We start from the raw sequence: 25319 nt of genomic DNA, 5'->3' as shown, positions 1-25319 counted from the left end.
TCCCGTCATGCTGAAGACCTTCCTGCGATCGACCGCGCTCGCCGTCGCGGTCGCGTTCGCGCCCGCCGCGCTGGTGACGGGGGCGGGCACGATGCCGGCCTTCGCGCAGAGCCAGGGCGGCGATATCGTCGTCACCTACAAGGACGACATCGCCACGCTCGATCCGGCGATAGGCTATGACTGGCAGAACTGGTCGATCATCAAGAGCCTCTATTCGCGGCTGATGGACTATACGCCCGGCACGCCCGATCTCGTGCCGTCGCTCGCCGAGAGCTTCACCGTCGCGCCGGACGGTCTCACCTACACCTTCAAGCTGCGCAAGGGCGTCAAGTTCTCGAACGGCCGTGAAGTCGTTGCAGGCGACGTCAAATACTCGATCGAGCGCGCCGTCGATCCGAAGACGCAAGGACCCGGCGGCGGCTTCTTCGGTGCGATCGTCGGCTATGACGATCTCGTCGGCGGCACGGCGACCGGTCTCGCCGGCATCGAGACGCCGGACGCCGACACGGTGGTGTTCAAGCTGTCGCGGCCGGACGCGACCTTCCTGCACGTGCTCGCGATCAACTTCGCCTCGGTCGTGCCGAAGGAGGCCGTCGAGGCCGCGGCCGGCGATTTCGGCAAGAAGCCGGTCGGCTCGGGCACCTTCGTGCTCAAGGAGTGGGTGATCGGCCAGAAGCTCGTCTTCGCCCGCAACCCGGACTATTTCGAGAAGGGCGTGCCGCATATCGACGGCTTCACGATCGAGATCGGCCAGGAGCCGCTCGTCGCGCTCCTGCGCCTGCAGCGCGGCGAGGTCGACATCGCCGGCGACGGCGTGCCGCCGGCGAAGTTCCTCGAGATGAGCAAGTCGCCCGAGTTCGAAGGGATGATCGTCGACGGCCAGCAGCTCCATACCGGCTATGTCACGCTCAACACCCGGATCAAGCCGCTCGACGACGTCAAGGTCCGCCAGGCCCTCAACATGGCGATCAACAAGGAGCGCATCGTCCGCATCGTCAACGGCCGCGCCACACCCGCCAACCAGCCGCTGCCGCCGCTGATGCCGGGCTACGACAAGAGCTATGAGGGCTATGCCTACGATGTCGGCAAGGCCAAGGCCCTGCTCGCCGAAGCGGGCTATCCGGACGGCTTCCCGACCGTGCTCTATTCGACCAACACCGATCCGCAGCCGCGCATCGCGCAGGCGATCCAGCAGGATCTCGCCGCCGTCGGCGTCAAGGCGGAGATCAAGGCGCTCGCCCAGTCGAACGTCATCGCCGCCGGCGGCACCGAGGGCGAGGCACCGATGATCTGGTCGGGCGGCATGGCCTGGATCGCCGACTTCCCCGATCCCTCGAACTTCTACGGCCCGATTCTGGGCTGCGCCGGCGCGGTGCAGGGCGGCTGGAACTGGTCGTGGTACTGCAACGAGGATCTGCAGAAGCAGGCGGTCGCGGCCGACTCGCTGTCCGACCCGGCGAAGAAGGCCGAGCGCGAGGCGCTGTGGGGCAAGATCTTCATCGACATCATGAAGGACGCGCCCTGGATCCCGATCTTCAACGAGCGGCGTGTCGTGGCGAAGTCGAAGCGGATGGGCGGCGCCGACAACATCTATGTCGATCCGACCCGGGTCATCAATTACGACGCGATCTTCGTCAAGCCATAGTCGCGACCTCTGCCGCCGCGGCCCGGAGCGGCCGCGGTGGTCCCTCCCGTTCAGTGAGAGAGCCGAGCCATGTGCGTGGCCTGTAACCACACCATCCACCGCGCCCGCCACCATTTCGGCTGGAACCGCGATTTCGAGCCCGTGCTGACGGCGCAGTCGGGCGAGACCATCCATTTCGAGTGCCTCGATTCCTCGGCCGGCCAGCTCGGCGCCGATGCGACGGTCGAAAGCGTGCGCACGCTCGATTTCGGCAAGGTCAATCCGGTCACCGGGCCGGTCTTCGTCGAGGGTGCCGAGCCCGGCGACGCGCTCAAGGTGACGATCCGCAAATTCATCCCCTCCGGTCTCGGCTGGACCGCCAACATCCCCGGCTTCGGCCTGCTCGCCGAGGATTTTCCGGATCCGGCGCTCCGTCTGTGGACCTATGATCCGGTCTCCCTCGCCCCGGCGCTTCATGGGCCGGGCGGCCGTGTGCCGCTGAAGCCCTTCGCCGGCACGATCGGCGTCGCTCCGGCCGAACCCGGCCTCCACTCGGTGGTGCCGCCGCGCCGCGTCGGCGGCAATCTCGACATCCGCGATCTTTCCGAGGGCGTGACGCTCTACCTGCCGGTCGAGGTGCCCGGCGCGCTGTTCTCGATCGGCGACACCCATGCCGCGCAGGGCGACGGCGAGGTCTGCGGCACCGCGATCGAGAGCCGGATGGACGTCGAGGTGACGCTCGATCTCGTCAAGGACGCCCGTCTCGCCGCGCCGCGTTTCACGACGCCGGGTCCCGTCACCCGCCATCTCGACGCGGCCGGCTACGAGGTGACGACCGGCATCGGCCCGGACCTGATGACCGGCGCCAGGGAAGCGCTGAAGCGGATGATCGATCTGCTCGCCGCCGAGCACGGCATGAGCCCGGTCGATGCCTATATGCTCTGCTCGGTCTGCGGCGACCTGCGGATCAGCGAGATCGTCGACATGCCGAACTGGGTCGTCTCGTTCTACTTCCCGCGGATCGTCTTTTCGTGACCGCACCGGTGCTCGCCGTCGAGGGCCTGTCGATCGACGCGCGCACGCCGGCGGGGCCGCGTCGCGTCCTCTCCGAGGTGAGCTTCGCGCTCGCTGCCGGCGAGACGCTCTGCCTCGCCGGGGAGTCCGGATCGGGAAAATCGATCACCTCGCTCGCGATCATGCGGCTCCTGCCGAAGGCGTCGCTGCGCGTCGCGGCCGGTGCGATCCGCCTCGAGGGGCGGGACCTCGTCGGCCTCTCCGACCGCGCCATGCGCCGCGTGCGCGGCGGCGCGATCGCGATGATCTTCCAGGAGCCGATGACCTCGCTCAATCCGGTGATGCGGATCGGCGACCAGCTGATCGAGGCGATCCGGGCCCATCAGGGCGCCGAGGACGCGACGGCGCGGGCGCGCGCGATGCTCGACGCGGTGCGGATCAGCGACCCGGCCCGGCGGATGGGGCAGTACCCGCACGAGCTCTCGGGCGGCATGCGCCAGCGCGTGATGATCGCGATGGCGCTCTCCTGCCGGCCGAAAGTGCTGATCGCCGACGAGCCGACCACCGCGCTCGACGTGACGGTGCAGGCGCAGATCCTGACCCTGATGCGCGAACTGAAGGGCGAGTTCGGCACCTCGATCATCCTGATCACCCACGATATGGGCGTCGTCGCCGAGATGGCCGACCGGGTCGCGGTCATGCAGGCGGGCCGGATCGTCGAGACCGCCGCCGCGCTGCCGCTCTTCACCGCGCCGCGCGAGGACTATACCCGCACGCTGCTCGCCGCCGTGCCGCGGCTCGGCGCCCGCGCCGGCACGGACGGGCCGCCGCGGGTCACCACCCAGCCGCTCGCCGCAACGCCGGCCGGCACGCCGCCGGTGCTTTCGGTGCGCGATCTCTCCGTCACCTATCGCGGCGCACGCGGCTGGTTCGGCGGCACCGCGGCCGGCCACAAGGCGGTCGAGGGCGTCTCCTTCACGCTCCAGCGGGGCCGCACGCTCGGCCTCGTCGGGGAGAGCGGCTCGGGCAAATCGACGACCGGCAAGGCGGTGCTCGGGCTCGTCCCCTTTGCCGGCGAAGTGCTGCTCGACGGGGTCGCGATCGCCGGACTGTCGCCGCGCGCGATGCGGCCGCTCAGGCGGGCGGCGCAGATGATCTTCCAGGATCCTTACGCCTCGCTCGACCCGCGCATGTCGGTCGGCGCCGCGATCGCCGAGCCGCTCGCCATCCACCGCATGGGCACGGCGGCCGACCGGCGCGATCGCGCCGCCGAGCTGCTGCGCCGGGTCGGCCTGTCGCCCGACCATGCGAGCCGCTACCCGCACGAATTCTCGGGCGGCCAGCGCCAGCGCATCTGCATCGCCCGCGCGCTCGCCCTCGAGCCCAGGCTGATCGTCGCCGATGAGAGCGTCGCGGCGCTCGACGTTTCGGTGCGCGGCCGGGTGCTCGACCTGATGCTCGAGCTGCAGGAGACGCTCGGCCTCGCCTATCTCTTCATCTCGCACGACATGGCGGTGATCGAGCGCATGTGCCACGACGTGGCGGTGATGCGCGGCGGCCGGATCGTCGAGGCGGGAACCCGCCGCGCCGTCTTCGAGGTGCCGGCGCAGGCCTATACGCGCGAGCTGATGGCGGCCGTTCCGATCCCCGATCCCGCCCGCCGTCCCGAGCCCCGCCGCGCCATCGCGTGAGATCCGTCCGGGCGCCGGAGGCTCCCTCCGTCGTTTCCCGCCTGCCGCCGGCCACGGCGGACCGCGGTCGACCGTCCGTCCCCGGGGGACCTGCGGCGCGAAGAGGTTCAGATCAGAAGGCTGACCGAGACTTCGAGGGCGCGGGCGATCCGGTTGCTGGCGACGATGCTCGTCGGCGCGCCCCGTTCGGCCTCGACCACGTCCTCAACCGTGACGCCGGCCCGCGCCGCGAGTTCCGGGACGCTCAGGCCGCGCCAGAGGCGGATGGCCCGGGCCGGCGGACAGCCTTCCTCGATGCGCGCGAGCACCTCGTGCGGCAGGGCCTCGTCGGGATCCGGCCCGAGCTCGACCGGTCCCTGAAAGAGATGAAAGGCAATGGACATGGCGGTTTCCTCCATCTCTTCAACGAAGAAGCCGGCTCATCGTTCGATCGGCCTGCGCGATCGAGGATAAGCGCCGAACGGTCCTCGAGCCCCGGAAGCGGGGGCTCTTCGAAACGGCGGCCGCAAAGGCCGGCGCCCGCTCAAGGCGCCGGGCAGGATTGGCGGATGACCAGTTCCGGGGTGACCTGGACCGCGACCTTGTCGGTCACCTGGTCGATCAGCGACAGGAGATTGCCGGCGAGTTCCCGGCCGAGATCGAAGAAGCGGTTGTCGACGGTGGTCAGTTCGGGGTCGACCGCGGTCGCGATGTCGTTGTTGTCGTAGCCGACGATGGCGATGTCGTCGGGGACGCGGATGCCCCTGCCGCGCAGGAATTTGATCGCGCCGGCGGCCATGTAGTCGTTGGCGCAGAAAACGGCGTCGGGAAGCTTGCGCGCGGCGATGCGGTCCATCGCGGCATAGCCGCTCTCGATGGTGAAATCCCCGTTGAGCTTGGCGACGAGGGCGGCGCCCCCGTCGAGCAATGCCGCGGTGAAACCCTGTTCGCGCTCGATCGCGTCGAGATGGGAGGCGGGGCCGTTGATGATGCCCACACGCTGCGCGCCGCAGCCGACGAGGAGGTCGGCGACGAGCTTCGCGCCGTGCGAATTGCCCATGTCGACATAGTTGAGGTCGTCGCCGAACGTGGCGGCGCGCAGCAGCACGAAGGGGAAGCCGGCGTCCTGCAGGGGGCGCGCATAGCGCGCATCGCGGGCGAATTGCGGGATGACGATCGCTCCGTCGACCATCCGGCTGCCGACCAGTTCGGCGAAATAGGTGACGAGCCCCGGATCGTCATAGGATTTGACCGCGAAGCGGACCGAGACGTTCCTCTGGTCCGCGATCGCCAGAACGCCCTCCATGAGATAATAGAAGAGCGAGGTCTTGCGGACGATGTTCGGAAATTCGTCCGCCGTCAGGATGATCAGCTCGATCGTGTTGCTGCGGCCGGAGGTCAGCATCTGGCCGACCTTGTTCGGCACGTAATTGAGCTGCTTCGCCGCCTTCTTGACGGTCTCGCGGGTCTTCTCGTTGACCGGTCCGCCATTGAGTGCCAGCGAGGCGGTCGCTGTCGAGACGCCTGCGAGCGCCGCGACATCCTTGAGTGTGGTCATCCAGAACCCGTCATTTCACAGCGCCGCGATCCTAGATTGCGGCCGGGTCCGAGGAAAGCACCTCTTCGAGCGTCACCGTCTCGCCGCGTTCGACCGACAGGCGCACGGCGAGCACGGTGGCGAGGGTGCGCAGATTGTCGGCGCCCGACGTCTCGGCCTCCTCGCCGCTCGCCACCGCGCGATGGAAGGCGGAAAGGCTCGCCAGCCGATCCTCCACCTCGAGCGGCAGGAGGTCGAAGTCGAGCCGGCCCTCGCGTTCCCGCGCGCCGGGCACAAAGACGGAGGTGAAGACGCTCTTCGGCAGCAGCGATACCGCATTGTCGGCCCAGTGGAGCTCGCCTTCCGTGCCCTGGATGCGCCAGTCGCCGTCCCAGGTCGTCTGCCAGCCCTGTGACACCCACGAGCCCGAATAGACCGCGACGGCGCCGCTCGCCGACCGGAAGGTCGCCGTCGCGGCGGCATCGCCGTCGAACCAGCTCCATTTCGGGTTCCAGCTGCGCGCCGTCACTTCGACGGGCTCGAAGCCGATCGAGCCGCGGAGCTGGTCGAAATGGTGGATCGCCATGTCGACCACGAGCGGATGCGCCATCTTCTCGCGGAAGCCGCCGCCGAAATGTGCCGCCTTCTGGAACTGGATCGAAACCGAGCCGACCTCGCCGACGACGCCGTCGGCGATCAGCTTCTTCACCGTCCGCGGCGCCCGGCGGAAGCGGTAGTTCTGGTTGACCATCAGCCGGATGCCGGCCTCGGCGGCGGCGGCCACCATGGCCTTTGCGTCGGCGACGGTGCCGGCGATCGGCTTTTCGACGAGACAGTGCAGGCCGAGCCGCGCCGCCTCGATGGTGACGGGGGCGTGCACCTCGGGCGGCACGACGACGAGGCAGGCGTCCGGCCGGGTCGCCGCGACGGCCGAGGCGAGCGTCGTGTGGAGCTGGCTGTCGGCGAGACCGTGATGGGCGGCGGCCTGCTTCAGCCGGCCCGCGTCGATGTCGACCACCGCCGCGAGCGTCCAGTCGGGCGAGGTCTTGACGATATCGGTCCAGCTCCAGCCCCAGCCGCCGAGGCCGACCTGGACGATTTTCAACTTCTCAGACACGGGCATCACCGCTCGGTATTTCGGGATCTGCGAGGGAATGCGCGGCCCGGCGGGAGGGGGTGCCGGGCCGCGCGGGGCGTCGCTCAGGGCTTGAAGATGTTGCCCCAGAGCGCCGGATCGTCGACGTTCTCCTTGGTGACGAGGGTCGGCGGCAGGAGCTGCTGCGCCGGGACCGTCTCGCCCTTCAGCGCGGCGACCGCGGAGCGGACCGCGAGGGCGCCCATCTCGAACGGATCCTGGTTCACGGTGGCGTCCTGCTCGCCGTCGCGGATGCGCTGCAGCGCGAGCGGCGTGCCGTCGACCGCGACGACCGCGATATGGCCGTCCTCGCCGACCTTCGCCGTCTTGCCGATCTGGCGCAGGCCCGCGAGCACGCCGCGGATCATCTCGTCATTGTGCGAGAAGATCGCGTCGACGTCCGGATTGGCGGTGACGACATCGGCGGTGATCGCCTGCGCGTTCTCGGCGAGCCATTCGGCCGGCCGCGGCAGCACCTCGAACTTGCCTTGCGCCTCACCCTCGAAGCCGCCACCGCGCTTCTGGGCGTGGTAGGCACCGATCGCGCCCTGCAGCTCGAGCACCTTCTTCTTGCCGAGGCTCGCGACATACTCCGCCGCGACCTTGCCGCCGGCGGCGTTGTCGAAGCCGACATAGGTGACCACGTCGGCACCCTCGCCCACGACGGCGTCGAGCGCGACGACGGGGATCTTCGCCTCGTTGGCACGACGCACGGCCGGGACGATCTCGGTCGAGTTGTTCGGGCTGATGACGATCGCGTCGACGCCCTTGACGATCAGGTCCTCGATCTGGCGCGTCTGCACCTCGGTGTTCGACTGGCCGTCGAGCACGGTGATCTCGGCGCCGAGCTTCTCGGCTTCCTTGCGCGCGCCCTGATCGAGCGCGACCATGAATTCGAAGCCGCGGCTGAACAAGAGAACGGCGATCTGCGGCTTCTTGTCCTGCGCGGCGGCGCCGGAGATGGTGGCGGCGGCGATGATCGTTCCGGCCAGAAGCGAACCGGTCCAGGTCTTCAAGGTCTTCAGGTTCATGAGTGGTCTCCTCCACATGGTTCTGATTGGATTTGGTCGGGAACTCGCGGTGTCTTGTCTTGCGGGGCGCCTCCTCAGCTTCGGGCGAACTTGCGCCGGTAGACGTCGACCACGGCGGCGAGGAAGATGACGAAGCCCTTGACGAGATCGTCCCAGGCCGGCGGCACGCCGAGCAGGTTGATGGCGTTCGAGACGAGCGAGATCAGGACGACGCCGAGCAGCGTGCCGAGGATGGAGCCGGTGCCGCCGAAGAGGCTCGTACCGCCGATCACGCAAGCCGCGATGACGGTCAGCTCGATGCCGACGCCGGCGCGCGGGCCCGCCGATTCGAGCCGCGCCGCGAGCACCAGGCCGGCGACCGCCGCGAGCACGCCGCAGAGCACATAGGTGACGAGGATGACCCGGTCGGTCGGGATGCCGGCGAGGCGGGAGGCGGTCTCGTTGCCGCCGGTCGCATAGACCGACCGGCCGAACACGGTGCGCGCCAGGATGAAATGACAGCCGATGGCGAGCAGGACGAGCAGGATGACGGAATAGGGGACGCCGAACAGCTCGCCCCGGCCGAAGGCCGAAACCATGGCGGGCACCGGTGTGACATTGGCGCCGTTCGTGTAGACGAAGGTGGCGCCACGCGCGATCGACAGCGTCGCGAGGGTCACGATCAGCGGCGTGATGCCGAGCTGCGTCACCGCGAAGCCGTTGATCGTGCCGATCAGCGCCCCGACGCCGAGGCCGACGAGCAGGGCGAGCGGCGCCGGAACGCCCGAATAGACCGACAGCCCGATCGCCAGCGCCGAGGAGAGCGCCATCGTGCCGCCGATCGACAGGTCGATGCCGCGCGTCATGATGACATAGGTCTGGCCGAGCGCGAGCACCGCGAGGATGGTCGACTGGATGAAGAGGTTCTTGAAGTTCGCGAGGGTGAGGAAGACCGGCGAGACGAACGTCATCACCACGATGAAGATCAGGATGACGAGCAGCAGGCCGAGCCGGCTGACGAGGCCGCGGATCCGAGGGCCGCGGGCGGAGGCGGGAGAGGGGGTCGAGAGGGTGGACATGGCAATCCTTTCGAGGCGCGCGTGTCGCCGCACTCAGGGCGTGGCGCCGGCCGCGTGGCGCATGATCGTCTGTTCGTTGATGTCGGCGCCGGAGAGCTCGGCCTCGATCGCGCCCGCCCGCATGACGTAGACGCGGTCGCTCATCGCCATCAGTTCCGGCAGTTCGGAGGAGATCAGCAGGACGCCCATCCCCTCGGCGACGAGCGTTTCGATCACCCGGTGGATCTCGGCCTTGGCGCCGACATCGACGCCGCGCGTCGGCTCGTCGAGGATCATCAGCCGCGGTTCCGTGGCGAGCCAGCGGGCGAGCACGACCTTCTGCTGATTGCCGCCCGACAGGGTCTCGACGGGGTTGGCGGTCGAGGCGGCGCGGATACCGAGCTTCTTCACATAGAAGGAGACCATCCGCGCCACCGCTGCGGAGGACACGACGCCGCCGCGGCTCACCCGGCGCCGGGCGCTCATCACCAGATTGTCGGCGACGCTCTCCGGCAGCACGAGGCCCTGGCTCTTGCGGTCCTCGGGCACCAGCGCGAGGCCGCGGGCGATCGCCTGGCGCGGATTGGCGAGCGTGACCGCTTCCCCTTCGATCTCGATCGTTCCGGCATCGGGCCGCTCGGCACCGAAGAGGCAGCGCGCGACGTCGGTGCGGCCGGCCCCGACGAGACCGGCGAGGCCGACCACTTCGCCGCGCCGCACCTCGATCGAGATGTCGCGGAAAACGCCGTTGCGGGTGAGGCCCCGGGTGCGCAGCAGTGTCGTTCCGGCGGTGCGCTTGCGCTCGATGTGGAGCGACCGGCGCTCGCCGACCATCATCGCGACGACCGTGTCGTGATCGAGCGCGGTGCGCGGCCTCGTACCGACGAGGCGGCCGTCGCGGACCACGGTGATGCGGTCGGCGAGGCGGAAGATCTCCTCCATCCGGTGCGAGACATAAAGGATGCCGAGCCCGCGCGCCTTCAGCGCGACGACGAGCTGCATCAGCCGTTCCGCTTCGGAATTGGACAGCGAGGCGGTCGGCTCGTCGAGGATGAGGAGTTTCGAATCGAAGGCGAGGGCGCGGCCGATCTCGACGAGCTGCTGCTGGCCGGTCGAGAGTCTTTCGACCGGCGTATCGACGGGCAGCGTGAAGCCGATGGTCGGCAGCACGTCCGCAGCGATCTTGCGGGCGCGGGCGAAGTCGACCCCGCTGCGCCCCTTCGGCCAGCGGCCGAGGACGATGTTCTCGGCCACCGTCATCTGCGGCACGAGCTGCAGTTCCTGGTGGATGACGGCGATGCCGGCGGCCCGCGCTTCCAGCGGCCCGCGGAAGTGGACCGGCCGGCCTTCGAAACGGATCTCGCCGGCGTCCGGCGCATACTGGCCCGACACCATCTTGATCATGGTCGACTTGCCGGCGCCGTTCTCGCCGACGAGGGCGAGGATCTCGCCCGCACCGATCGTGAGATCGAGTCCGTCGACGGCGACCACCCCGGCGAATGCCTTGGTGATGCCGCGCGCTTCGAGCAAGGGTGTGTGCATGGGTCCTCCTCCGACCGGCGCACGGGAGCGGGCGATGCCGGGAGGCGGCGCGCACCGGGCGACCGGCGCGCGCCGCTTTCAGGCGAAGACGCGCTTCAGATGGGCGAGGCCGTTCGCCGCGAGGGCGTCCTCGCTCTCGGCGAGCGGCCGCCAGATCGAGACCGCGCGGGCGATCTCCTTGATCTTCGGCGTGAACGCCTCGATCACCACGGCGCCGTCATAGCCGGCGTCGGCGAGCGCCGCGGCGATGCCCGTCCAGTCGAGATGGTCCTCGCCGGGCGTGCCGCGATCGCTCGAGCAGGCGTGGAACTCGAAGATGTGGCGGCCGGCGCGGCGGAGCGCCGCCGGCAGGTCCTTCTCCTCGATGTTCATGTGGAAGGTGTCGAGGAGCAGGCCGACATTGTCGCGGCCGATCTCCTCGACGAGGCCGACACCCTGCTCCACGGTGTTGACGAGGTCGGTCTCGAACCGGTTGAGCGGCTCGATGCCGAGGCGCACGCCGCGCGCCGCGGCATGGTCCGCGGCCTTGCGGATGCTGTCGGCGGCGAGGGTGCGCTGCGCCCGGCGCTCGTCGGGCTCCGCCATCCGCGTCCGGCCGACGGCGGAATACATCGGGCCGACGACGATGTCGGCGCCGAGCTCGCTCGCGATCTCCGCACAGCGCTCGACATAGTCGATCGCATTGCGGCGGATGGCGGGATCGTCCGCGCTCATGTCGCGGTCCGGGCCGAAGGCGCCGCAGACCGTGGCGCCGATCCCGGCCGCCTCGATGCGGCGGCGGATCGCCGTGGTGTCGATCGTCGCGGGATCCTCGACGCAGACCTCGATCAGGTCGAAACCGAGCGCCGCCACCTTGTCGACGAGGTCGAGCGTGTCGTTCGAGAAGGGCGAGACCCAGATGAAGGTGCTGGCACCGAATTTCATCGCGCCCTCCCTCAGACGAGCTTCGCTTCGAGCGACTTGATCACCTCGATCGCCTGCCTGGTGTAGGCATCGTAGAACTCGCGGCCGCCGCCCTGGCGCAGCGTCGCGAAGGGGTCGGACGAGGCCGGCAGCAGCTCGAAGGTGATGTGGCCTTCGTAGCCGACATCCTTGAGCGCCTGCATGATCGGCACGAAATCGGTGTGGCCGGCGCCCGGCGCGGCGCGGTTGCTGTCGGCGAAGTGGATGTGGATCATCGCCTTGCCGGCATCGCGGATCGCACCGGCGATGTCGGGATCGTCGATGTTCATGTGGAAGGTGTCGCCCATCACGCCGACATTCGGCTTGTCGACGTCCCGCATCAGGTCGAGCGCCTGCGGGATGCGGTTGATGAAGTGGGTCTCGTAGCGGTTCCAGGCCTCGATGCAGAGCTTGACGTTCTGCGAGGCGGCGTGGTCGGCGATCTCCTTGATGCCCTCGACGGCCCAGGCCCATTCCTGCTCGGGCGCGCTCTCGGGCGCCATTTTGCCGACCGGACTCGGCGCCACGATCATGATCGGCGCGCCGGAGGCGGCGGCGAGATCGGCGACGCGCTTCGAATAGTCGACCGCCTTGCGGCGGTTCTCGGCGCTCTTGTTGGTCAGGTCGCGCGCCTCGCCCGTGTAGATCGAGCAGATCGACGACACGCCGATTCCGGCGTCTTCGCACTGCCGGCGGATCGCCGCGCCGTCCTGCGTGTCCGGCTCGCCGACCAGTTCGATCGCGTCATAGCCGTACCGCGCAACGCGCTTGATGCTCTCCGAGATGTCCTCACCGAAATAGACGAGCGCGTCGTAGCTGTAACGGAACATGGGCTCCTCCTCGTGTCCTAAAGCGTTTTAGATAAGAGTTTCGCGCCACTTCAATGTCAAGCCTTGATGCAAGGAAATCGTTGATGCAATGCGGTAAGATACGGATCTAAAACGGGTTAGATTTTAGCGAGGTGGGGCGGCCTCCCGGTCCTTCGCCGCCCGCCTGATGGTCCCGCAGGCGCCCGACATCGCGTGCACACCGCAGCCTGCCGGGCGGTGCGCCGGTCATCCCGTGCCGCCTCGGGGGCTGTCGCCACGCAGCTTGCGCGGGGCTCGCGCCACCCCTAAAGCTCCGCCCGGCGCCCGCGCGGCTGCGGGCCGGAAGGGCTCTGCGGATGATTCGCTATGTCGTGACCGAGCGCTTCAGCACGACGATCAGAGCTTTGGTCGCCGGCCTCGGATCCGACGCCCGGGGCCTGATCGATTTCTTCACCTACGAGGAATTGTTCCTCGAAGGCGGCGGACCCCTCGGCCATTACATTTTCACGGATTTCGACCGGCTGAGCCGTTATGAAACGGACAGCGCGGCGGCCTTCGCGCTGGCGCTTCAGAGCGCCGATCCGCGCGTTCGGATCCTCAATCACCCTCTTTCCGCCTGCGAGCGGCTGCCGCTTCTGCGGCGCCTTCACCGGGCCGGCCTCAACGACTTCGATGCCGTCCGGCTCGATGACGGCAGCCGGCCGGCGCGGTTTCCGGTCTTCATACGGGCTGAGGACGGATACGGCCGTCCCGATACGGCTGTGCTCGGCGATCCGGCGGCGTTCGAAGCGGCGCTCGCCGATCTCGAGCGGCGGGGCCGCCCGTTGAAGGGCCGCATCGCTGTCGGCTATGTCGGTGAGGCCGGGCCGGACGGTTTCTTCCGCAAGTACGGCGCCTTCAATATCGGCGGACGGATCGTCCCGCAGCACCTGATGTGCGGAGACGACTGGGTGGTGAAGAAGGCTTCCTCGAAGATCGGGCCGGATCAGGTGGCCGAGGAGCTCGCCTTCATCCGCGACAATCCGCACGCCGACCACCTGCTCGCCGCGTTCCGGGCGGGCGGGATCGATTTCGGCCGCGTCGATTACGGCTTCTGCGGCGGCCGCCTTCAGGTCTTCGAGATCAACACCAATCCGAGCTTTCCGAAATTCGCCCGCAGCGACGCCCGTTCCGAGCGGCGCACGATCATCCGGTCGCGCTTCCTCGAGGCCCTTCGCGCCCTCGATACCCCGCACGGAGCCGGCTGGGTCCCCTTCGAGGAGACGCGGCCGCGGGCCCATGACAAGCGGCTGCCGAAAGGGCGGCTCGCCGCCAGTCTCGGGCGGATCGCCCGCCGCGCGCTGATGCCGCGGGCGCCGATCGGACCGGGTGAGAAGGGATGAGCATGGCGAGCGAAGCGGGGGTGGTCGACGGATCGAGCCTGCTCGATCCGGCGCGGTGTGGCGAAGATCTGATCGGGAATCTGCGGCGCGCGGCGGCGATCGCCCCTTCGCTCTGTCCGGGTTGCGCCGATTATCACATCCGCTGCACGGCCCACCGCGCCGTCGGCGAGGCGATGGGCATCGAGACCGATCGGCCTCCGCTGATCGCCCTTCTCTCCGAGGAGATGGCCGCGCGTCTGGCGCGACCGGAACGGATCGAGCTGGTGATCGCCGGCTCGGCGGATACCGGCGTGCTCTCGACGGCTGCGCATGCCGCGGCCCGGCTCGGCGGCGAGGCACTTCGCCGTATCCGCTTCACGGTGCTCGATCTCTGCCCGACGCCGCTCGATCTCTGTCGCCGGTTCGCGGAGCGGCATGGGCTCGATCTCGCCACCGAGGCGGTCGATCTGACGGGGCCGGAGCGCCGTTTCCCGGCCGACATCCTCCTTCTGCACAGCGTCTTCCGGTTCATTCCCAACGCGCGCCACCCGGCTGTTCTCGGCGAACTCGCGGCCTGGCTGCGGCCCGGAGGAGCGATGGTCTTCTCCAATCGCATCAAGAGCCTGGAGGCCGAGGAGAGCCTCGCGGACGGCGCGAAGCGGCGGCGGGCGAACGAGCGTGTCCTCGAGCGCCTGGTGCATGATCCCGCCACGGCGGATCTCGACTGGGCGGACATCCTGCCGCGGCTCGAGCGAAGCCTCGCCGATGACGAGGCGCGGCAGGGCGAGTTCCGCAACGAGGATGAAGTGCGCCGGCTCTTCGAGAGCTCCCCCTTGCGTCTCGAGCGGATCGAGCCGGTCCGCCGCACGATCGGAGGAGGCGCGCAGCCGAGCTATCTGCGCAAGCGCGTTCTCGCCCTGCTGCGGGCGCCCTGAGGCGGCTCAGTGAAGCAGAACCGCCCCGACCCATCCGACCGGGAGCGCCTTTCCGAGCAGGACCTCGATCATCAGATATTCGCCGAGGACGATCACCGCCGCACAGAGCAGCAGAACGGACGGTCGCGCGGAGATGGCTTTGCGCGTCGTGTAGAGGAAGGCAAGGGACGACACCACGAGGCCGAGGACGGGAACGAGCGCGAGGAAGGCAGCGAGCCGCGCGGCGACGCCGGAGGAGATCGGCGGAGCCCTGGATCCGCGTTCTTTCCGCACCAGTACGATCGACACCAGCGCCCCGGCCACGAGCACGGTCGCGGCGAGGACCGGCGCGATGCCCGCCGGCTTGCCGAATGAGAGTGCGGTGACGATCGCGGCGGAACCGACCGTCACGAAGAGGCCGAGCGTCGCGAGGGTGACGGGGCGCAGCCGGCGCGGGCCTTCCAGTGAGACCGCGCTGCCGTCGACACCGGCGGGTACCTCCGTCTTCGGGCGCCGCAGCCCGTAGAGCACGGCGAGAAGCGCCAGCCCGAGCAGGATCACGCCGGGCCGGTAGGCGGCGCTCGACCCGAAGACGACGATCGTCTTGGTGAGAGAGGTCTCCACGAGCGGACCGATGACGAAGCCGAGCAGGAAAGGCGCGCGCGGCAGGCCGGCGAGGTAGAGCATGACGCCGAGCACGCCGCCGGCGAGGAACTGCCAGTAACCGAGCGCGCTGTTGGTGGAGCCGAGCGCCGCGGTGACGATCGCGATGAGGGCAAACGGCACGATCGCGGCGGGCCTGAAGGTGGTGACCCGGACGATGTGTGGGACGACGAGCAGGAACAGCGGCACGGCGAGGAGATTGGCGGCGATGACCACCCAGCCGAAATAGAGCGCGTCGGGCAGCTTGGCGGACAGGAAGTCCGGCCCCAGATCGATCCCGAGCATGACGAAGCCGCCGATCAGGATCGCCATGCTCGAACTTCCGGGAATGCCGAAGAAGACGGTCGGGATGAGCGCGCCGCCCTCCTTGGCGTTGTTCGCCGCCTCGGGGGCGACGACGCCGGCGACGGCTCCTTGGCCGAACGGAACGTCGCTCCTGGCCCGCCTCGCCGCATCGGCATAGGCGATCCAGACGGACACGCTCGATCCGACGCCCGGCATGATCCCGACGACGATGCCGATCACCGTGCTGCGGATCATCACCATCGCGTAGCGGAAGGCGCCGATCATGCCGGCGATCATCTGCCGGCGTTGCGCCCCGTGCGGGGCGGTTTGCGGGCCGATCCCGTTCGCCGCGAGGGCGAGCATTTCGGGGATGACGAAGAGGCCGCCGATCACCGCGATCGTGTCGAGCCCGTCCCAGAGCTCGAGCATGCCGAAGGTGAAGCGCGGCGTCGCGGTGAGCGCGTCCATGCCAACGGTCGAGGCGAGCACGCCGAGGCCGGCGACGGCGAGCCCCCCGCTCGGCTGCCGGTCGGAGAGGGTCGAGACGAGGGCGAGGCCGATCAGCGACAGCACGAGGAATTCCGGCGCGCCGACCGCGGTGATCACAGGCCGGACCAGCGGCGCGGCGAGCAGGAAGACGAGCGCGCCGACGACGCCGCCGAAGGCGGATGCACTGAGGCTCGCACCGAGCGCCTCGGCGCCGCGGCCCTGGCGCTGCAGCTGGAAGCCGTCGAGCGCGGTGGCGGCCTCCGATGCGGAGGTCGGCAGCCCATAGGCGATGGGCGTGATCGAGCCCGAGGTGTGAACCACGGCATGGAGGGCGATCAGAAAGGCTGCGCCGGCGAGCGGCTCGAAAAGGATCGCGAGCGGCAGGGCGAGGAGCAGGCCGATGCGGCCCCCGAGCCCGGGAATGATCCCGGCGGCAAAGCCGAGCAGCACCCCGCAGACGAGCGCACCGAGGCGGGTGAGGTCCGCGAGTTCTGCGAGAGAAGCAGAGACGGCGTCGATCATCGGCGGCGCACCGCACCCTCGCTGGCCTTGCGGGTCAGCACGTCCGCTCGCCGTCGGCGCGCAGACGACCGCACCGGCCGGCCTCGGCGAGCGCCGCCTGCAGGTCCGTCTTGCGGTCGAGCAGGGCGCGAACCCGCTTCTGGACCTCCGCACCCCCCAAAGGATCGACCGCCAGTTCCGTGCGGCGCATCTCCTCGCGATACTCTGCGTTCGAAACGACCTTGTCGAACGCGGCGCGCAGCGCATCGAGATCGGCAGGGGCGACCGAGGGGGGCGCGGCGATCCAGCGGCCGAGCGTGGCAGCCGCCTCGATCAGGTCGACGGGGAGGCTTCGTTCCGGCGTGACGAGGCTGCGCAGCAGCGGGGCCGTCGTCGGCGCCTGGGGCGCCGGAACCTCGTTGAGCCTCAGAATGACGGAGACCGCGCCCTGGTCGATCAGTTTCGACTGGCTCGTATAGGAGCCGAGGATCACCTGGCCCTCTCCGCTCAGCATGGCGAGGGCGCGCTGGCCGCCATTGTAGCCGGGAACGGGTTTGATGGAGAGGCCGAGCAGTGCGTTGAGGACGTAGCATTCCGACGCGCTGCGCGAGACGATGGTACTTGCGGGAAAGATTGCCGGCTCTGCGCGCGCCTCGAGATCATCGATCGAACGAACGCCGCTCGCCGTGCCGGCGACCAGAACACGCTCGTCGACCGCGAGCTTGCCGATCCAGTTGAAGGCGCCGACGCTGAAGGCTGTGGCCGTCTCGCTTTCTATCTCGCTGTAGAGAAGCGCCGTCTCGAAGAGTCCGATGGTCAGTTCGCCTTCCCTTGCGGCGGCGATCCGTTTCGCCGCGAGGCGGCCGTCGGCTTCGGGCACCACCTCGATCGAGATCGAGCTCTCGGGCAAGGCCCGGGCAAGATGGGTGGCGAAGACCCTCGCATAGGTCTCGTAGCCGCCCGAACCCTCATTGCCGATCAGAAAGGCGATGCGGCGTCCTGCGAGCGGGATCTCGGCCTCGGCCCGGCCGCGCCCGGCGAGCACGAGGCCCAAGCCGAGGCCACACCCGCCGAGGAGCGCCGCGCGCCGGGAAAACCCGCTTCGATTGAAGACCCGCATCCGCTCGTTCCCGGTGCCGACAGGTGCCGCCTACATCTGTCATTTTGACCACAGATGAAATCACCAGGTCATCGGATAGAACGGCGCGGCGGGTCCGTCCAGTGCGGATCGGACCCGCCATACTATCGCGCCTGCTCCAGAGCGAGTTCCACGGATCGGGCAGCGACCACCTCGAGGGCGTCGAACTGGCTGTAGAGGTCGATTTTGTTTTCGGCCTGTATCTTCCGGCCGTTGGGGCTGGAGAGCCTCCAACAATTGCCGCTCGGGTTGATTTCGAGAACGAAGAGCTGCCCTGTCCGGGCATCGCGGATGATATCGACCCCGAGGGAAGGAATGTCGGGCACTACCGCGTGCACCTGCTGCGCGAGCGCGATGACGTCCGCGTCATCGGCGAGCACGAACGTGCTGCCCATTGCCGAGGCGACGATCGACACACCGCCGGCCTTGCGGAATCCATCCGGTCCCTCGAGGGCGGGAAGATCCGCCCGTCCGGTCGAGAGCGTGCAATTGACCGCCCGGCCGAAATAGGTGAGTACGCGATAGGCTTGGGGCTGCGGCCCCGTATAGATGAATTGCTGCGCGACCATCCCGCCTTTCCGGCCGAGATGATCGGGGGCGAAACTCTCCGGATCCTGATACCGGACCTTGCCGGGCTTGCGGACGGTGACGAAGGCGCCGCGCCGGCCGCGATCCGGCTTCACCACCACGTATGGCCCCCACTCGGTCGGGTCGAGAACGAGATCCGGCGTGACCGCCGTCATTCTGGGCACCGGTATGCCGGCCTTCGTGAGCAGTTCATATTGCTTCAGCTTGCCGCCGCTCGGGCGGTGGGCGAGGCGCGGTCCCCGCGGCGAGCGCGGCCAGCGCATGCGGTCCATTTCGATCGACAAGGTCGGCCGCAGCATCACTTGCGGGAAAAGGGCGAGCTTGCCGATCGGATCGGACGTCGCGCAGACATGGGCCGCGATGCGGGGCTCGCGCCGCATCACCCGCCGCGCGATCTCCCGGAAATCGCCGTGGTCGTGCTGCTTCTGGTAGACGTAGAATACGAGATTGACCCTGTCTCCCATCGCGGCGCACCCCTCACTCACATGCGGCGTCGGCCGCCATCTTCCGGGGGCACTACACCCCGCCGGAGGGCGTCGGACGAACGCTCCCCTCTGCGGTCTCTGCCTAGGATCGATGGGCGCTGCCTGTCCAGCCGGTTCGTCGCCTGGCCGTTTCAGGGCGGCCGCTCGTCCTGATCGCGGCGATCGTGGTTGCAACCGAGAGAAGCAAGAGACGGGCAGGCCCCCCGATCGCACGTCCTTTCTGTCCCTGAGGTGCGGCCTGCATCATGGCCGGCGCCCGGGATCTGTGAACCCCATGGCTGCCAGCATCGCGGCGCGGAAATCCGGCAGCAGGATGTCGTTGCCGTAGCCGCTCAGATGGTCTCCGTCGAAGAAGAGTGGCTTGCCGTCGCGCCATGAACGGCAGAACGCGGTGTCGCAGAGGATCCGGGCCGGATCCCAGATCGAGCCGCGGCCGTCACCGGTCAGCGCTCCGATATCGGCGAGGACCGGGGCGCGCAGGCGATCGAAGGCGGCGCGCTCGAGGACGTCTCCGGCCGGCACGCAGACCGGATTCATGCGGTTGAACCAGTCCGAACAGCGGAAGGGTGCGCGGCGGAAGAGCGGCAGCGGCGATTCGAAGACGAGGGTGATCCCGCGCGCCCGGAGCGGCGCCAGCAGCGCCTCGCCCTCGGCGAGCCGCGCCGCGCGGGCCTCGCTCGATAGGGGCGGCGGCGGCGGCAGCGGTTCGCCCGGCTGGTCGCTGAAGCGGGGGAGACGGAGCGCCGGGAGGAAGGCGATGTCGTCGGCCCCGCCTTCGCTGATGACGGGGAGGACCGCCTCCAGGAAGGCGGCGCAGCCCTCCGGCATCGGCTTCGGGTTGATCGGAGCGGAACATCCGGGGTGCGTGAAAGTGCGCACCGTCGTTCCCGTGGTGGCCGCGAAGCCGCGCAGCATTCGGAGATAAGCCCCTGCATGCGAATCCCCCAGAACATAGAGGGTGCGGCCCCGCCCCGGCTTCGGACAATCGATCGGGGCGAATGTGATGTCGGGTGCGCCCCCGGTCCAGGAGTGGGTCTCGGCGAGGGCGCACCGGTCCGGCAGATCGGCGGGTCCGCCATAAGCGGACCAGATCTCCGCATCGAGCGTCCGGCTCAAGGAGAGCTCCGGCTGACGGGTGCCGAGCGCGTCGACGGCGGCGAGCACCAGCGCGGCGGCGCCGATGCCGGCCGCGATCGCGGCCGGGCGACGCCGGCCGCCGATGGGACCGAGCCTGCGGAACGGCGTCTCGATGAAGCGGTGCGACAGGACGGAGAGCAGCACGCTCGCCGCGATGCCGGCGGCGATCTGCAGCGGGGTCTGCAACCCCACGGTCCAGCGCATCGCGACGAAGACCGGCCAGTGCCAGAGATAGAGCGAATAGGAGACCCGGCCGATCGCCACGGCCGGCGCCGCGCCGAGCAGCCCGTTGAGGCGCGAGCCCGGCCGGGCGAGCACGGCGAGAAGGGTGATCGCGGTGCCGATCGCGGCGATCGCCGCGCCGGGCAGGAGCCCGTCGCCCCAGAGCATCGGGCCGGGGAACAGGGCGAGGGCGATCATCGCCGGCCCGCTCCAGGAGAGGGCCGCTCCCGCCCGGCGCGGCAGACGGCGCACGAGGCCGAGGAGCTGCGGCAGGGCGAGATAGACGAGAAGGCCGGCGGCGAGTTCCCAGAACCGTGTCGGCAGCATGTAGAAGGCGAAGACCGGATCGCTGCGCGCGATCTGCCAGCAGAGGACGAGCGAGGCGAGTAGCAGCGCGCCGATCGTCCAGAGCGCAAAAGTCGACGCGCCGCTCCGGCGGCGCAGGCCGACAAGAAGGACCAGCAGGGGGAAGAGCAGATAGAACTGTTCTTCGACCCCCAGCGACCAGGTGTGCATGAAGGGATTGTAGTCCGCGCGCGGCGAGAAATAGTCGTTCGCCGTGCGGTAGAGCACGAGGTTCGAGAGGCCGAACAGCGCCGCCCTGCCGGTCTCGAGGATCGTATCGCTCAGCCAGGCCCTGGGGACGAACAGAACGACGAAGAGCGTCGTTGCGAGCACGGTCGCGAGGAGGGCCGGGACGATCCGCAGGATGCGGCGGAGATAGAAATGGCAGAGGAAGTCGCCGAAGCTCGAGAAGCGCTTCGACAGCACCGAAGCCGCGACGACGAAACCCGAAATGACGAAGAAGATGTCGACGCCGTAGAGACCGGCCGGAACGAACCCGCCGGCATGATAGAAGAGAACGGCGAGGACGGCGATCGCGCGGAGGCCGTCGATCTCCCTGACATATCCGATGGCGGTCATGCTCTGAACGTGTCGGTCGCGGCGGCTGCGGCCCCGCGGCGTCGCCTTTCTCTCGATCCGGATCGGAAACCCCGTCGTGCCCCCGGGCTCCGCCTCGCTCCCTAACACGGGTCGAAGGCGGCGCTCCAGTGCCGCGCGACGGCCCCGTCGGGACCTGCGTGAGTGCGGCCTTTATGCCGCCCTTATGCGCGACGGGTCCGATGCGTCTCGAACGCTGATGCCGATCGGGTGTCTGCTGCCGGCCATCGTCAACGGATGGAGGCCGCGATGGCCGATCTCCTTTTCCTCGGGCTGGGGTTCGCGCTCTTCGCGACCTTCTTCGGCCTCGCCGCTAGCCTTCGGGGGCTGTGATGGGCGTCGTCGACTGGCTCTGGGCCCTCGGCGCACTCGGCGTCGCGGTCTACATGCTCGCGGCCCTCCTCCGGCCCGAACGGATCTGAGGGAGACCCTGATGAACTGGCAAGGCTGGGCGGAAATCGCCCTGACGCTCGGGCTGCAGGTGGCGATCGCGCTGCCGCTCGGAATCTATCTCTCGCGCGTCTGGAACGGCGAGCGCACCTGGCTCGACCCGGTGCTGCGGCCGGTCGAGCGCGGCTTCTATGCGATCGCCGGAATCGATCCGGATCGCCGGCAGAGCTGGTACGCCTATGCCGGCGCCTTCCTCGCCTTCAATCTCGCCGGCTTCGTCCTGCTCTATGCCATCCTGCGGCTGCAGCATCTGCTGCCCTTCAACCCGCAGGGCTTCGGGCCGCTCTCGACGCATCTCGCCTTCAATACGGCCGTCAGCTTCGTCACCAATACCAACTGGCAATCCTATGGCGGCGAGGCGACCATGTCGAACTTCAGCCAGATGGCCGGGCTGACGGTGCAGAACTTCGCGTCCGCCGCTGCCGGCGCGACGCTCGCCGCAGCACTCGCCCGCGCCTTCCTCGCCCATCGCGGCGAGGCGATCGGCAATTTCTGGACCGATCTGGTGCGCACCACGCTCTACGTCCTGCTGCCGCTCTCGATCGTCGTCGCCATCGCGCTCGTCGCGCTCGGCGTGCCGCAGACGCTCGGGCCGTCGTTTCAGGCGACGACGCTCGAGGGCGGCCATCAGACGATCGCGCTCGCTCCCGTGGCGAGCCAGCTCGCCATCAAGCAGCTCGGCATCAATGGCGGCGGCATCTTCAACGTCAATTCGGCCCATCCCTTCGAGAATCCGACGCCGCTCACCGGTCTCATCACCGCGGTGTCGATCAACGTGCTCGGCTGGGCCGCCTTCTTCGCCTTCGGGCGGTCGGCGGCGGTGCGGAAGGATGTGCGGGCGCTCGTCGCCGCCGGTTTCGTCCTGCTCGCGCTCGGCACCAGCGCCATCTACTGGTCCGAGACCCGGCCGGCGCCGGCGCTCGTCGCGGCCGGCGCCGACACGGCGCAGAACATGGAGGGCAAGGAGGTGCGTTTCGGCGCGGCCGGCTCCGCCGCCTGGGCCGGCCCGACGACCGGCGCCTCGAACGGCTCGGTCAACGCCATGCATGCGAGCTTCCTGCCGCTCGGCGGCGGCGTCGCCATGGTCCTGATGCAGCTCGGCGAGATCCTGCCCGGCGGCATCGGTTCCGGCCTCGCCAACATGGTCCTCATGGCGCTGCTCGCCGTGTTCGTCGCCGGGCTGATGGTCGGCCGGACGCCGGAATATCTCGGCAAGAAGATCGAGGCGCGCGGGATCAAGCTCGCTTTCGTCGCGCTGCTCGTCTTCCCCGCCGCACTGCTCGGCTTTTCGGCCGTTGCCGCGGTCCTGCCGGCGGCGCTCGCCGGCCTCTTGAACGCCGGGCCGCACGGCCTGTCGGAGATCCTCTACGCCTACACCTCGGCGGCCGCCAACAACGGCTCGGCCTTCGCCGGGCTCACCGCCAATGCCCCATGGTGGAATACGACGCTCGGCATCGCCATGCTCGTCGGCCGCTTCGTGCCGGCCGTGGCGATCCTCGCCATCGCCGGCGCGCTCGCCGCCAAACCGAAGCTCGCGCCGACCGCCGGGACCCTGCCGACCGACAGCGGCCTGTTCGTCGGCCTGCTGGCCGGCGTGATCCTGATCCTCGGCGGGCTGCAGTTCTTCCCCGCCCTCGCGCTGGGGCCGATCGCCGAGCACTTCCAGATGCTCGCGCTGACGCCCTGATCCCGTCCTCCCGCGAAGGAATGCCTTCCATGAGTCTCGATCATCCGGCTGCAAACGGCGTCGCCCCCGCAACGCCTCGGCGCATGCCGCGCGCCGCCTCCTTCTCCGGCGCGATCCTCCGCCGGGCGCTCCTCGACGCCGTCGTCAAGCTCGATCCGCGCGCCCTCCTCGGCAATCCGGTGATCCTCTCCACCGAGATCGTCGCCATCCTGTCGACGCTTTCGGCCGCGGCGCTGGCCGTCCACGGGCAGCCGGTCGGCTTCGCCGTCCAGATCGCGCTCTGGCTGTGGGCGACCGTCCTCTTCGCCAATTTCGCCGAGAGCGTCGCCGAGGGGCGCGGCAAGGCGGCGGCGGATTCGCTCCGCGCGGCGCGGGTGACGACGCGGGCGAAGCTGATCGTCGATGCCGAGCGCAATCTCGTCGTCCCGACCCCCGCGCACGAACTCGAGGTCGGCGCGATCGTCCTCGTCGAGGCGGGCGACATGATCCCCTCCGACGGCGAGGTGATCGAGGGCGTCGCCTCCGTGAACGAGGCGGCGATCACCGGCGAGAGCGCGCCGGTGATCCGCGAATCGGGCGGCGATCGCGCCGCGGTGACCGGCGGGACCACGGTCGTCTCCGACTGGATCAAGGTCCGGGTCACCGCAAAGCCCGGCGAGACCTTTCTCGACCGGATGATCGCCATGGTCGAGGGCGCCGACCGTCGCAAGACGCCGAACGAGATCGCGCTCGCCGTTCTGCTCGCCGGACTCACCCTCGTCTTCCTGATCGCGGTGGTGACGCTCGTCGGGCTCGGCCGTTATTCCGGCGCCGATCTGCAGCCCCTGGTGCTCGGCGCGCTCTTCGTCACCCTGATCCCGACGACGATCGGCGGGCTGCTGTCCGCCGTCGGCATTGCGGGCATGGACCGGCTCCTCAAGCACAACGTGCTCGCCACCTCCGGCCGCGCCGTCGAGGCGGCGGGCGACATCGACACCCTGCTCCTCGACAAGACCGGCACGATCACCTTCGGCAACAGGATGGCGACCGAAGTGGTGCCGGCGCCCGGCGTGCGGCCGGAGGCGGCGCTGCGGGCCGCGCTGATGGCCTCGCTCGCCGACGAGACGCCGGAGGGCCGCTCGGTCGTCGAGCTCGCCCGCGGCCGCGGCCTCTTCGCCGACATTCCGGCCGGCGCGACCTTCATCCCGTTCAGTGCCACCACCCGTCAGTCGGGCCTCGATGCCGGCGCGCGCGCCTGGCGCAAGGGCGCCGTCGACGCGGTCATCCGGTCGCTCGGCCTCAAGGCCGAGCAGGTGCCGGCCGAGTTCGGCGCTGCGGTCGACCGCATCGCCCGCACCGGCGGCACGCCGCTCGCGGTGGTCGAGGACGGCGCGCTCGTCGCCGTGATCCACCTCAAGGATGTGCTGAAACCCGGTATGAAAGAGCGCTTCGCCGATCTCCGCCGCATGGGTGTGCGCACCGTGATGATCACCGGCGACAACCCGGTCACCGCGGCGGCGATCGCCTCGGAGGCGGGGGTCGACGACTTCCTCGCCGAGGCGACGCCGGAGGACAAGCTCAGGCTGATCCGTGAGGAGCAGGGCAAGGGCCGGCTCGTCGCGATGTGCGGCGACGGCGCCAATGACGCGCCGGCGCTCGCCCAGGCCGATGTCGGCGTCGCGATGCAGACCGGCGCGCAGGCCGCCCGCGAGGCCGGCAACATGGTCGATCTCGATTCCGATCCGACCAAGATCATCGAGATCGTCGAGACCGGGAAGCAGCTCCTGATGACCCGCGGGGCGCTGACCACCTTCTCGATCGCCAACGACGTCGCGAAATACTTCGCGATCGTGCCGGCATTGTTCGTCGCGGCGCTGCCCGTGCTCGGCGGGCTCAACGTGATGGGCCTGTCGAGCCCGCAAAGCGCCATCCTCTCGGCGGTGATCTTCAACGCGATCATCATCGTGCTGCTGATCCCGCTCGCGCTCAAAGGCGTGCGCTATCGCGCCGTCGGCGCCGGCGCGCTGCTGTCGCGCAACCTCCTCGTCTATGGCCTCGGCGGCCTCGTCGCGCCCTTCGTCGGCATCAAGCTGATCGATCTCTGCGTCGCCGCGCTCGGCCTCGCCTGAACGGACCG

20 protein-coding genes are annotated in these 25319 nt (G+C 69.2%); 8 read left to right on the top strand and 12 right to left on the bottom strand.

What is annotated here, in order from left to right:
* Nucleotides 1-7 precede the first annotated feature (7 nt).
* The 3 genes from GGQ63_RS21120 to GGQ63_RS21110 all read left to right on the top strand — a co-directional run bounded on the left by GGQ63_RS21120 (nucleotide 8) and on the right by GGQ63_RS21110 (nucleotide 4329).
* The gene (locus GGQ63_RS21120; RefSeq protein ID WP_183858609.1) at nucleotides 8-1645 is read left to right on the top strand and encodes an ABC transporter substrate-binding protein; all 1638 of its coding nucleotides are present in this window, start codon (nucleotides 8-10) and stop codon (nucleotides 1643-1645) included.
* Between the two features lie 69 nt (nucleotides 1646-1714).
* Nucleotides 1715-2659 (top strand): acetamidase/formamidase family protein, encoded by a 945-nt coding sequence (locus tag GGQ63_RS21115; RefSeq protein ID WP_183858608.1) that lies wholly within the window; start codon nucleotides 1715-1717, stop codon nucleotides 2657-2659.
* The gene (locus GGQ63_RS21110; RefSeq protein ID WP_183858607.1) at nucleotides 2656-4329 is read left to right on the top strand and encodes a dipeptide ABC transporter ATP-binding protein; all 1674 of its coding nucleotides are present in this window, start codon (nucleotides 2656-2658) and stop codon (nucleotides 4327-4329) included. Before GGQ63_RS21115 ends, GGQ63_RS21110 begins: the two co-directional genes overlap by 4 nt.
* A gap of 107 nt (nucleotides 4330-4436) precedes the next feature.
* On the opposite strand, the gene GGQ63_RS21105 is transcribed toward GGQ63_RS21110, so the two are convergent.
* The 8 genes from GGQ63_RS21105 to GGQ63_RS21070 all read right to left on the bottom strand — a co-directional run bounded on the left by GGQ63_RS21105 (nucleotide 4437) and on the right by GGQ63_RS21070 (nucleotide 12362).
* Complete coding sequence (locus GGQ63_RS21105; RefSeq protein ID WP_183858606.1) at nucleotides 4437-4712, bottom strand: helix-turn-helix domain-containing protein; 276 nt, start codon at nucleotides 4710-4712, stop codon at nucleotides 4437-4439.
* Nucleotides 4713-4852: 140 nt separating this feature from the next.
* Nucleotides 4853-5866: a LacI family DNA-binding transcriptional regulator gene (locus GGQ63_RS21100; protein WP_183858605.1), complete on the bottom strand. Its 1014-nt coding sequence runs from the start codon at nucleotides 5864-5866 to the stop codon at nucleotides 4853-4855.
* 31 nt (nucleotides 5867-5897) lie between these two features.
* Nucleotides 5898-6968 carry a Gfo/Idh/MocA family protein gene (locus GGQ63_RS21095; protein ID WP_183858604.1) on the bottom strand — a complete coding sequence of 357 codons (1071 nt, stop codon included), beginning with the start codon at nucleotides 6966-6968 and terminating at the stop codon, nucleotides 5898-5900.
* A 77-nt stretch (nucleotides 6969-7045) separates the two neighbouring features.
* Complete coding sequence (locus tag GGQ63_RS21090) at nucleotides 7046-8011, bottom strand: sugar ABC transporter substrate-binding protein (protein ID WP_183858603.1); 966 nt, start codon at nucleotides 8009-8011, stop codon at nucleotides 7046-7048.
* A gap of 74 nt (nucleotides 8012-8085) precedes the next feature.
* Nucleotides 8086-9069 (bottom strand): ABC transporter permease, encoded by a 984-nt coding sequence (locus GGQ63_RS21085; protein WP_183858602.1) that lies wholly within the window; start codon nucleotides 9067-9069, stop codon nucleotides 8086-8088.
* A gap of 33 nt (nucleotides 9070-9102) precedes the next feature.
* Nucleotides 9103-10590: a sugar ABC transporter ATP-binding protein gene (locus GGQ63_RS21080; protein WP_183858601.1), complete on the bottom strand. Its 1488-nt coding sequence runs from the start codon at nucleotides 10588-10590 to the stop codon at nucleotides 9103-9105.
* Nucleotides 10591-10668: 78 nt separating this feature from the next.
* Nucleotides 10669-11514, bottom strand: a complete 846-nt coding sequence (locus GGQ63_RS21075; RefSeq protein ID WP_183858600.1) for a sugar phosphate isomerase/epimerase family protein — start codon at nucleotides 11512-11514, stop codon at nucleotides 10669-10671.
* Nucleotides 11515-11525: 11 nt separating this feature from the next.
* A complete protein-coding gene (locus GGQ63_RS21070; RefSeq protein WP_183858599.1) occupies nucleotides 11526-12362 on the bottom strand; it encodes a sugar phosphate isomerase/epimerase family protein in 837 nt (278 codons plus the stop codon).
* A 335-nt stretch (nucleotides 12363-12697) separates the two neighbouring features.
* On the opposite strand from GGQ63_RS21070, the gene GGQ63_RS21065 reads away from it, so the two are divergent.
* On the top strand, nucleotides 12698-13723 hold the full coding sequence (locus tag GGQ63_RS21065) for a hypothetical protein (protein WP_183858598.1): 1026 nt from the start codon (nucleotides 12698-12700) through the stop codon (nucleotides 13721-13723).
* Nucleotides 13724-13725: 2 nt separating this feature from the next.
* On the top strand, nucleotides 13726-14637 hold the full coding sequence (locus GGQ63_RS21060) for a class I SAM-dependent methyltransferase (protein ID WP_183858597.1): 912 nt from the start codon (nucleotides 13726-13728) through the stop codon (nucleotides 14635-14637).
* A 6-nt stretch (nucleotides 14638-14643) separates the two neighbouring features.
* Here GGQ63_RS21060 and GGQ63_RS21055 read toward each other — a convergent pair whose 3' ends face one another.
* The 4 genes from GGQ63_RS21055 to GGQ63_RS21040 form a co-directional block, all read right to left on the bottom strand.
* The gene (locus GGQ63_RS21055; protein ID WP_183858596.1) at nucleotides 14644-16575 is read right to left on the bottom strand and encodes a tripartite tricarboxylate transporter permease; all 1932 of its coding nucleotides are present in this window, start codon (nucleotides 16573-16575) and stop codon (nucleotides 14644-14646) included.
* A 34-nt stretch (nucleotides 16576-16609) separates the two neighbouring features.
* Nucleotides 16610-17674, bottom strand: coding sequence for a type 2 periplasmic-binding domain-containing protein (locus tag GGQ63_RS21050; protein ID WP_183858595.1), 1065 nt, complete (start codon nucleotides 17672-17674; stop codon nucleotides 16610-16612).
* A gap of 122 nt (nucleotides 17675-17796) precedes the next feature.
* Nucleotides 17797-18663 carry an ATP-grasp domain-containing protein gene (locus tag GGQ63_RS21045; protein WP_183858594.1) on the bottom strand — a complete coding sequence of 289 codons (867 nt, stop codon included), beginning with the start codon at nucleotides 18661-18663 and terminating at the stop codon, nucleotides 17797-17799.
* A gap of 345 nt (nucleotides 18664-19008) precedes the next feature.
* Complete coding sequence (locus GGQ63_RS21040) at nucleotides 19009-21048, bottom strand: acyltransferase family protein (RefSeq protein WP_183858593.1); 2040 nt, start codon at nucleotides 21046-21048, stop codon at nucleotides 19009-19011.
* Nucleotides 21049-21398: 350 nt separating this feature from the next.
* On the opposite strand from GGQ63_RS21040, the gene GGQ63_RS21035 reads away from it, so the two are divergent.
* From GGQ63_RS21035 to kdpB, 3 genes are all read left to right on the top strand, one after another.
* A complete protein-coding gene (locus GGQ63_RS21035; RefSeq protein WP_183858592.1) occupies nucleotides 21399-21488 on the top strand; it encodes a potassium-transporting ATPase subunit F in 90 nt (29 codons plus the stop codon).
* 11 nt (nucleotides 21489-21499) lie between these two features.
* Entirely contained in the window at nucleotides 21500-23203 is a 1704-nt protein-coding gene (gene kdpA, locus GGQ63_RS21030) for a potassium-transporting ATPase subunit KdpA (RefSeq protein ID WP_183858591.1), read from the top strand.
* Between the two features lie 83 nt (nucleotides 23204-23286).
* A complete protein-coding gene (gene kdpB, locus GGQ63_RS21025; RefSeq protein ID WP_183858627.1) occupies nucleotides 23287-25311 on the top strand; it encodes a potassium-transporting ATPase subunit KdpB in 2025 nt (674 codons plus the stop codon).
* Nucleotides 25312-25319 lie beyond the last annotated feature (8 nt).

This window comes from Prosthecomicrobium pneumaticum (assembly GCF_014199915.1).
Lineage (GTDB): Bacteria > Pseudomonadota > Alphaproteobacteria > Rhizobiales > Kaistiaceae > Prosthecomicrobium > Prosthecomicrobium pneumaticum.
Note: the sequence above shows the minus strand (reverse complement) of the source record. Positions and strands in the feature narration are given on the sequence as shown.

Bases quoted from the DNA above. Each gene is read 5' to 3' on its own strand.
- GGQ63_RS21085 (WP_183858602.1), bottom strand. From the start codon at position 9,069: ATGTCCACCCTCTCGACCCCCTCTCCCGCCTCCGCCCGCGGCCCTCGG.
- GGQ63_RS21075 (WP_183858600.1), bottom strand. From the start codon at position 11,514: ATGAAATTCGGTGCCAGCACCTTCATCTGGGTCTCGCCCTTCTCGAAC.
- GGQ63_RS21105 (WP_183858606.1), bottom strand. From the start codon at position 4,712: ATGTCCATTGCCTTTCATCTCTTTCAGGGACCGGTCGAGCTCGGGCCG.
- GGQ63_RS21100 (WP_183858605.1), bottom strand. From the start codon at position 5,866: ATGACCACACTCAAGGATGTCGCGGCGCTCGCAGGCGTCTCGACAGCG.
- kdpB (WP_183858627.1), top strand. From the start codon at position 23,287: ATGCCGCGCGCCGCCTCCTTCTCCGGCGCGATCCTCCGCCGGGCGCTC.
- GGQ63_RS21070 (WP_183858599.1), bottom strand. From the start codon at position 12,362: ATGTTCCGTTACAGCTACGACGCGCTCGTCTATTTCGGTGAGGACATC.
- GGQ63_RS21035 (WP_183858592.1), top strand. From the start codon at position 21,399: ATGGGCGTCGTCGACTGGCTCTGGGCCCTCGGCGCACTCGGCGTCGCG.
- GGQ63_RS21040 (WP_183858593.1), bottom strand. From the start codon at position 21,048: ATGACCGCCATCGGATATGTCAGGGAGATCGACGGCCTCCGCGCGATC.
- GGQ63_RS21060 (WP_183858597.1), top strand. From the start codon at position 13,726: ATGGCGAGCGAAGCGGGGGTGGTCGACGGATCGAGCCTGCTCGATCCG.
- GGQ63_RS21090 (WP_183858603.1), bottom strand. From the start codon at position 8,011: ATGAACCTGAAGACCTTGAAGACCTGGACCGGTTCGCTTCTGGCCGGA.
- GGQ63_RS21095 (WP_183858604.1), bottom strand. From the start codon at position 6,968: ATGCCCGTGTCTGAGAAGTTGAAAATCGTCCAGGTCGGCCTCGGCGGC.
- GGQ63_RS21055 (WP_183858596.1), bottom strand. From the start codon at position 16,575: ATGATCGACGCCGTCTCTGCTTCTCTCGCAGAACTCGCGGACCTCACC.
- GGQ63_RS21065 (WP_183858598.1), top strand. From the start codon at position 12,698: ATGATTCGCTATGTCGTGACCGAGCGCTTCAGCACGACGATCAGAGCT.
- GGQ63_RS21120 (WP_183858609.1), top strand. From the start codon at position 8: ATGCTGAAGACCTTCCTGCGATCGACCGCGCTCGCCGTCGCGGTCGCG.
- GGQ63_RS21050 (WP_183858595.1), bottom strand. From the start codon at position 17,674: ATGCGGGTCTTCAATCGAAGCGGGTTTTCCCGGCGCGCGGCGCTCCTC.
- kdpA (WP_183858591.1), top strand. From the start codon at position 21,500: ATGAACTGGCAAGGCTGGGCGGAAATCGCCCTGACGCTCGGGCTGCAG.
- GGQ63_RS21080 (WP_183858601.1), bottom strand. From the start codon at position 10,590: ATGCACACACCCTTGCTCGAAGCGCGCGGCATCACCAAGGCATTCGCC.
- GGQ63_RS21115 (WP_183858608.1), top strand. From the start codon at position 1,715: ATGTGCGTGGCCTGTAACCACACCATCCACCGCGCCCGCCACCATTTC.